General features: G+C 59.3%; 5 protein-coding genes. 4 read left to right on the top strand and 1 reads right to left on the bottom strand.

Features of this window, described 5'->3' with window-relative positions; translation table 11 throughout:
* Positions 1 to 959 precede the first annotated feature (959 nt).
* A complete protein-coding gene (locus FE839_RS15720; protein WP_138361746.1) occupies positions 960 to 1,490 on the bottom strand; it encodes a flavodoxin in 531 nt (176 codons plus the stop codon).
* Positions 1,491 to 1,812: 322 nt separating this feature from the next.
* On the opposite strand from FE839_RS15720, the gene nifL reads away from it, so the two are divergent.
* The 4 genes from nifL to FE839_RS15740 all read left to right on the top strand — a co-directional run bounded on the left by nifL (position 1,813) and on the right by FE839_RS15740 (position 6,938).
* Positions 1,813 to 3,300, top strand: a complete 1,488-nt coding sequence (gene nifL, locus FE839_RS15725; protein ID WP_138361747.1) for a nitrogen fixation negative regulator NifL — start codon at positions 1,813 to 1,815, stop codon at positions 3,298 to 3,300.
* The gene (nifA, locus tag FE839_RS15730) at positions 3,297 to 4,865 is read left to right on the top strand and encodes a nif-specific transcriptional activator NifA (protein ID WP_138361748.1); all 1,569 of its coding nucleotides are present in this window, start codon (positions 3,297 to 3,299) and stop codon (positions 4,863 to 4,865) included. Before nifL ends, nifA begins: the two co-directional genes overlap by 4 nt.
* A 163-nt stretch (positions 4,866 to 5,028) precedes the next feature.
* Entirely contained in the window at positions 5,029 to 6,435 is a 1,407-nt protein-coding gene (nifB, locus tag FE839_RS15735; protein WP_138361749.1) for a nitrogenase cofactor biosynthesis protein NifB, read from the top strand.
* On the top strand, positions 6,435 to 6,938 hold the full coding sequence (locus FE839_RS15740) for a nitrogen fixation protein NifQ (RefSeq protein WP_138361750.1): 504 nt from the start codon (positions 6,435 to 6,437) through the stop codon (positions 6,936 to 6,938). Before nifB ends, FE839_RS15740 begins: the two co-directional genes overlap by 1 nt.
* Positions 6,939 to 7,456 lie beyond the last annotated feature (518 nt).

Genomic DNA, 7,456 nt, shown 5'->3' on the forward strand with positions numbered 1-7,456 from the left:
GTTTTAGCTACCATGCCTGCATTCTTGTCAGGTGGCGGCTGACGCCTTACCTGACCTGGAAAACCATAAATACAGGCCCTGCGCCACGGGTTCCGTTCACCGTAATCCCGCAGAAAATGGATGACCGTCGCCCGTGAACGGGTAAAGGGGGAGAAAACCGTCTCCCCTTTACAATCCCCGCGGTCCCGCAAAGAAACCGGTGCTGCGCACTGCGCTCACCTCCCGACCCTCAGCCTGCGGTCGGCTCAACTCGACGGCCTGTCTCGATTCGCCTCTGTCCGCCATCCCTGGCGTCCAGCCCTTGTCTTCGGGTCTCCGGTTCGCCGGTTTCAGCGGGCACCAGGGCATCGCTGTGGGTTTTGTGGTTTCAGCAGGGTATTCGTCGCTGTCGGTCTTTCAGATGAGGGCGGTATTTTCCCCAGTTTTTTATCACTTTCAGCGGTCAGGCAGTTGCAGGTTTACTGCGGGCTCACCGCCGGGGGGTTGGGCGCATCAGGGAAACCTGGCGGGAACGCAGGCGCACATCCAGGACTGGCGGCCAGGACGGCGGCCAGAGGCTGAGTCGTGACAGGACAAAATTGCCCGGAGCAATTTTGAACAGCGCTTGCGCTGGCCCTGAAAGGGCGAGTCCCAGGGATGGGACGAGTAATCACGAGTCGCGCCCGGTCCGTCAGATGAAGCCGGAGTGGAGCGGACCGCGAAGCGGCAGGTTTCCAGCGCCATGCCGGGGGTGCAGGGGGACGGGCGAAACGTCCCCCTGCCCGTTCACACGTAACGAACAGAAAAAATGACAGCGTACTGACAGTGAACGGAACAGCCCACTGAACCAGAATATGAGGCCCCAGAGCTGCGCCACCGGAGGATAACAGGCCGGGTTTCGCTACCATGCCCGCATTTTTGCCGGGTGGCGGAAATACAGACACAATATCTAATATCGGCTTACCATCAATCTCAAACGCCTACAGTACGGCACTTTTAATCTCCTCCAGCCAGGCCGCCACACGCGCTTCGGTCTGATCGAACTGGTTATCCTGATCGAGCACCAGCCCAACAAATCGCTCTCCGTCCAGCGCCGCGGAAGCGCTAAATTCATAACCTTCATTCGGCCAACTGCCAATCACCTGCGCGCCTGCGGCGCACAACGCGTCGTACAGGGGACGCATGCCGCTGACAAAATTATCAGGATAGCCCTTCTGATCGCCGAGACCGAACAACGCCACGGTTTTCCCGCTCAGGCTCACGCCGTCAAGTCCGCTAATAAATTCGCTCCATGATTCGCTTTCGCACCCGGCGTCCAGCCCCGGCAACTGGCCGTCGCCGAGAGTCGGCGTACCCAGCAGCAGAACCGGATAGGCCATAAAATCCTCCAGCGTAATGCGGTTAATGTTGACCGGGGCATCCGCTACATCGCCCAGCCGCTTGTGGATCATTTTCGCGATTTTGCGGGTTTTACCGGTATCGGTGCCAAAGAAAATACCAATATTCGCCATTGTTGTGCTCCTGTCGGGAAAGGTGTCTGAAAACACAAGTTACCGCAGGGGTATTGCGAAGGCTGTGCCAGGTTTCTTTGCACTACAACGGCTCACCCCTGCCCCATAACGATCGCACCTGCGCCGCCATCACCGGCCGCACCGGGCGCGCCGGGCCGACATCCCGCCAAAAATGCCTGGTTTTCCCCGATCGGATCAATGTTTCTGCAGGTCGCGCTGACAAAGGCGCATTGTTTGCATGGTTATATGCGTTGAGATAAAACCGCGCCATCTCTGTCGCGGTGTCAGACAAATTGTCATAACTGCGACACAGGAGTTTGTAATGACCCTGAATATGATGCTCGATAACGCCGTGCCGGAAGCCATCGCTGGCGCACTGACGCAACAACATCCGGGGCTGTTTTTTACCATGGTGGAGCAGGCATCGGTGGCGATTTCACTCACCGATGCCCGGGCAAATATTATTTACGCCAACCCGGCGTTTTGCCGCCAGACCGGGTATTCTCTGGCGCAATTGTTAAATCAAAATCCGCGCCTGCTGGCCAGCAGCCAGACGCCGCGCGAAATCTATCAGGAGATGTGGCAAACCCTACTCCAGCGCCAGCCGTGGCGCGGCCAGTTAATTAATCGACGCCGGGACGGCGACCTGTATCTGGTGGATATCGACATCACGCCGGTACTAAACCCGAAGGGCGAACTGGAGCATTATCTGGCGATGCAGCGGGATATCAGCGTCAGCTACACCCTGGAGCAGCGGCTGCGCAACCATATGATGCTGATGGAGGCGGTGCTCAATAATATCCCCGCCGCGGTGGTGGTAGTGGATGAGCAGGATCGGGTGGTGATGGATAACCTCGCCTATAAAACCTTCTGCGCGGACTGCGGCGGTAAAGAGTTACTGGTTGAGCTACAGGTTTCACCACGCAAAATCGGCCCCGGCGTGGAACAGATCCTGCCGGTGGTGGTGCGCGGCGCGGTCCGCTGGCTGTCGGTGACCTGCTGGGCGCTGCCTGGCGTTAGCGAAGAAGCCAGCCGTTATTTTGTCGATAGCGCCCCGGCGAGAACGCTGATAGTGATCGCCGACTGCACCCAGCAGCGTCAGCAGCAGGAGCAGGGTCGCCTCGATCGCCTGAAACAGCAGATGACCGCCGGTAAGCTGCTGGCCGCCATCCGCGAGTCGCTGGACGCGGCGCTGATTCAGCTTAACTGCCCGATAAACATGCTGGCGGCCGCCCGGCGGCTGAACGGCGAAGGCAGCGGCAACGTCGCGCTGGACGCGGCGTGGCGCGAAGGCGAAGAAGCAATGGCGCGGCTACAGCGCTGCCGCCCCTCCCTGGCGCTGGAAAGCAATACCGTCTGGCCGCTTCAGCCGTTCTTTGACGACCTGTGCGCCCTGTACCGCACCCGCTTTGACGATCGCGCGATGCTGCAGGTAGGCATGGCTTCGCCGCATCTGGTCGGCTTTGGCCAGCGCACGCAGCTACTGGCCTGTTTAAGTCTATGGCTCGACCGCACGCTGGCGCTCGCGGCAGAGTTGCCCTCCGTGCCGCTGGAGATCGAACTCTATGCCGAAGAAGAGGAAGGATGGCTGGCGCTGTACCTCAATGATAATGTCCCGCTGCTGCAGGTACGTTATACCCACTCCCCCGATGCCTTAAACTCGCCCGGCAAAGGGATGGAACTGCGGCTGATACAGACGCTGGTAGCCCACCATCGCGGCGCCATTGAGCTGACGTCCCGTCCCCAGGGCGGGACCTGTCTTATTCTGCGTTTCCCGCTCTTTAACACCCTGACCGGAGGTGAACAATGATCCATAAATCCGACTCGGATACCACTGTCAGGCGTTTTGATCTCTCACAACAGTTTACCGCCATGCAGCGGATCAGCGTGATCCTGAGTCGCGCCACCGAGGCGAGCAAAACGCTTCAGGAGGTGCTGAGCGTTTTACACAACGATGCTTTTATGCAGCACGGGATGATTTGCCTGTACGATAGCGAACAGGAAATTCTGAATATCGAAGCTCTGCAGCAGACGGAACACCAGATGCTGCCCGGCAGTACACAGATTCGCTACCGGCCAGGGGAAGGGCTGGTCGGCACCGTGCTGGCGCAGGGCCAGTCGCTGGTGCTACCGCGCGTCGCCGACGATCAGCGTTTTCTCGATCGTCTGAGCCTGTACGATTACGACCTGCCCTTTATCGCGGTTCCATTGATGGGGCCTCATTCCCGGCCCATTGGCGTACTGGCGGCGCAGCCAATGGCGCGTCAGGAAGAGCGGTTGCCCGCCTGCACGCGGTTTCTGGAAACCGTCGCTAATCTGGTCGCGCAGACCATTCGGCTGATGATCCTCCCGACATCGGCGTCGCAACCGCAGCCTCCCCGGGTAGAACGGCCGCGCACCTGCACGCCATCGCGGGATTTTGGCCTGGAGAATATGGTCGGGAAAAGCCCGGCGATGCGGCAGATTACAGAAATCATTCGTCAGGTCTCCCGCTGGGACACCACGGTGCTGGTGCGCGGCGAAAGCGGTACCGGGAAAGAGCTTATCGCCAACGCGATTCACCATAATTCGCCGCGCGCCGCCGCCGCGTTCGTCAAATTTAACTGTGCGGCACTGCCGGATACGTTGCTGGAGAGCGAACTGTTTGGCCACGAGAAAGGCGCGTTTACCGGCGCGGTTCGCCAGCGCAAAGGCCGCTTTGAGCTGGCTGACGGCGGCACCCTGTTCCTTGATGAAATCGGCGAAAGCAGCGCCTCGTTTCAGGCCAAGCTGCTGCGTATTCTGCAAGAGGGCGAGATGGAACGGGTCGGCGGCGATGAAACCCTGCGTGTGAACGTGCGTATCATCGCGGCGACCAACCGTCATCTAGAAGAGGAAGTGCGGCTGGGGAATTTCCGCGAGGATCTTTACTATCGCCTGAACGTGATGCCCATCGCCCTGCCCCCGCTGCGGGAACGCCAGGAGGATATTGCCGAACTGGCGCACTTTCTGGTACGTAAAATCGCCCGCAATCAGGGAAGAACGCTGCGGATCAGCGATGGCGCGATCCGCCTGTTGATGGAGTACAGCTGGCCGGGCAACGTGCGCGAACTGGAAAACTGTCTCGAACGCTCGGCGGTAATGTCGGAAAGCGGGCTGATCGATCGGGACGTGATCCTGTTCAATCATCGCGATAATCCGCCAAAAGCGCAGCCCATCAGCGCGCCGACGGAAGACAGCTGGCTTGATAACACGCTGGATGAACGCCAGCGGCTGATTGCCGCCCTGGAAAAAGCAGGCTGGGTGCAGGCCAAAGCGGCGCGGCTGCTCGGGATGACGCCGCGCCAGGTCGCTTACCGGATTCAGATAATGGACATTACCATGCCGCGACTCTGAGCCGCTGTGTAAGGTTCAGTACATTGTCGCCAGCGCGGCGGAATTGCGACAATTTATCGCCGAGAATAATGATAAAAATCTATATTTTTCAGTAAATTGAAAAAGTCATCTCTGGTATAGCATTTGCAGCAGGAAGGTATCGCCCAACTACGAAGGTACGATCATGACTTCCTGCTCTTCTTTTCCCGGCGGCAGAGCCTGCGGCGCTGCGGATAACAGCTCGTTAACGCCGCTGGTTGCCGATAAGGTTGCCGCACACCCCTGCTATTCTCGTCATGGGCATCACCGTTTTGCGCGGATGCATCTGCCGGTCGCGCCCGCCTGCAATTTGCAGTGTAACTACTGTAATCGTAAGTTCGATTGCAGTAATGAATCCCGACCCGGCGTGTCGTCAACGCTGCTGACGCCGGAGCAAGCGGTCCTCAAAGTGCGTCAGGTCGCGCAGGCGATCCCGCAGCTTTCGGTCGTCGGCATCGCCGGTCCCGGCGATCCGCTGGCCAACCTCGCCCGGACCTTTCGTACGCTTGAACTCATCCGTGAACAGCTTCCGGACCTGAAATTATGCCTGTCGACGAATGGCCTGATGCTGCCGGACGCGGTCGACCGCCTGCTGGATGTCGGGGTTGATCACGTAACGGTCACTATTAATACGCTGGATGCGGAGATTGCCGCGCAGATCTACGCCTGGCTATGGCTGGACGGCGAACGCTACAGCGGGCGCGAGGCCGGAGAAATACTTATCGCCCGTCAGATGGAGGGGGTGTGCAGGCTGGCCGCTAAAGGCGTGCTGGTGAAAATTAACTCGGTGCTGATCCCCGGCATTAACGATAGCGGCATGGCGGAGGTCAGCCGCCAGCTTCAGGCCAGCGGCGCGTTTATCCATAATATTATGCCGCTGATTGCCAGGCCGGAGCACGGTACGGTATTTGGTCTCAACGGTCAGCCGGAGCCGGATGCCGACATGCTCGCGGCGATTCGCAGCCAGTGTGGTGAAGTGATGCCGCAGATGACCCACTGCCACCAGTGCCGCGCCGACGCTATCGGGATGTTGGGTGAAGACCGCAGCCAGCAGTTTACGCAACTTCCGCACCCGGCGAGCCTCCCCGCCTGGCTGCCGATCCTCCACCAGCGGGCGCAGCTTCATGCCAGCATTGCCACGCGCGGGGAATCTGAGGCTGATGACGCCTGTCTGGTCGCCGTGGCCTCAAGCCGGGGAGATGTGATTGATTGCCATTTTGGCCACGCCGACCGGTTCTATATTTACAGCCTGTCGGCCGCCGGAATGGTGCTGGTCAACGAACGGTTTACGCCCAAATATTGCCAGGGGCACGATGATTGCGAGCCGCAGGATAACGATGCCCGATTCACGGCGATCCTCGACCTGCTGGCAGATGTGGCGGCCATATTCTGCGTACGCATTGGTCATGCGCCATGGCAAAAACTGGAACAGGCGGGAATCGAGCCGTGCATCGACGGCGCATGGCGTTCAGTGTCAGAAGTGCTTCCCGACTGGTGGCGGCAGCGTCGGGGGAACTGGTCCGCTTCGCAAACGCATAAGGGGGTCGCCTGATGCATCCACTCGACTGGTTAACACGCTTATGGCGGTTATATCACGCGGGGAAAGGGAGTTTTCCGCTGCGCATGGGGCTGAGCCCGGACGAGTGGCAGGCATTGCAGCAACAGCTGGGGGAAGTAGAAACGCCGCTGGATGGCGAGACGTTAACCCGTCGGCGCCTGATGACGGAGCTGAACGCCACCCGTGAAGAAGAGTGCCAGCAGTTAAGGCTGTGGCTGGCGAGCTGGATGCAGCAGGACGCCGGACAGATGGCGCAGATCGTTGCCGAGGTGTCGCTGGCGTTTAACCATCTCTGGCAGGATCTGGGTCTTGAGTCGCGGGGGGAATTGCGCCTGTTGATGAGCGACTGTTTTCCGCAGCTGGTTGTGATGAACGAGCATAATATGCGCTGGAAAAAGTTCTTTTATCGTCAGCGCTGTTTGCTGCAGCAAGGGGAAGTGATCTGCCGCTCGCCAAGCTGTGACGAATGCCTGGAACGCAGTGTCTGTTTTGAATAACGGCGTCGAGGAGGCGGCGCGATGCGCCTGAAACAAAAAGCCGGAGTCCGGCCAACCTTCTGATTGATGGCCTTTGGGTATCGTACCCGTATTTTTGCCGGGTGGCGGCTGGCGCCTTACCTCACCTGGAAAACCATAAATACAGGCCCTGCGCCACGGGTTCCGTTCACCGTAATCCCGCAGAAAATGGATGACTGTCGCCCGTGAACGGGTAAAGGGGGAGAAAACCGTCTCCCCTTTACAATCCCCGCGGTCCCGCAAAGAAACCGGTGCTGCGCACTGCGCTCACCTCCCGACCCTCAGCCTGCGGTCGGCTCAACTCGACGGCCTGTCTCGATTCGCCTCTGTCCGCCATCCCTGGCGTCCAGCCCTTGTCTTCGGGTCTCCGGTTCGCCGGTTTCAGCGGGCACCAGGGCATCGCTGCGAGTTTTGTGGTTTCAGCAGGGTATTCGTCGCTGTTCGTTTTTTCAGGAGAGGTTCTGTGTTTTATCACCCTCAGCGGCCAGACAGTTCCAGGT

The sequence above is a fragment of the Klebsiella indica genome (assembly GCF_005860775.1).
In the GTDB taxonomy this organism is placed as follows: domain Bacteria; phylum Pseudomonadota; class Gammaproteobacteria; order Enterobacterales; family Enterobacteriaceae; genus Klebsiella; species Klebsiella indica.

Excerpts from the sequence above, each read along its gene's own strand:
- nifB (WP_138361749.1), top strand. The coding sequence starts at position 5,029 with ATGACTTCCTGCTCTTCTTTTCCCGGCGGCAGAGCCTGCGGCGCTGCG.
- FE839_RS15720 (WP_138361746.1), bottom strand. The coding sequence starts at position 1,490 with ATGGCGAATATTGGTATTTTCTTTGGCACCGATACCGGTAAAACCCGC.
- nifL (WP_138361747.1), top strand. The coding sequence starts at position 1,813 with ATGACCCTGAATATGATGCTCGATAACGCCGTGCCGGAAGCCATCGCT.
- nifA (WP_138361748.1), top strand. The coding sequence starts at position 3,297 with ATGATCCATAAATCCGACTCGGATACCACTGTCAGGCGTTTTGATCTC.
- FE839_RS15740 (WP_138361750.1), top strand. The coding sequence starts at position 6,435 with ATGCATCCACTCGACTGGTTAACACGCTTATGGCGGTTATATCACGCG.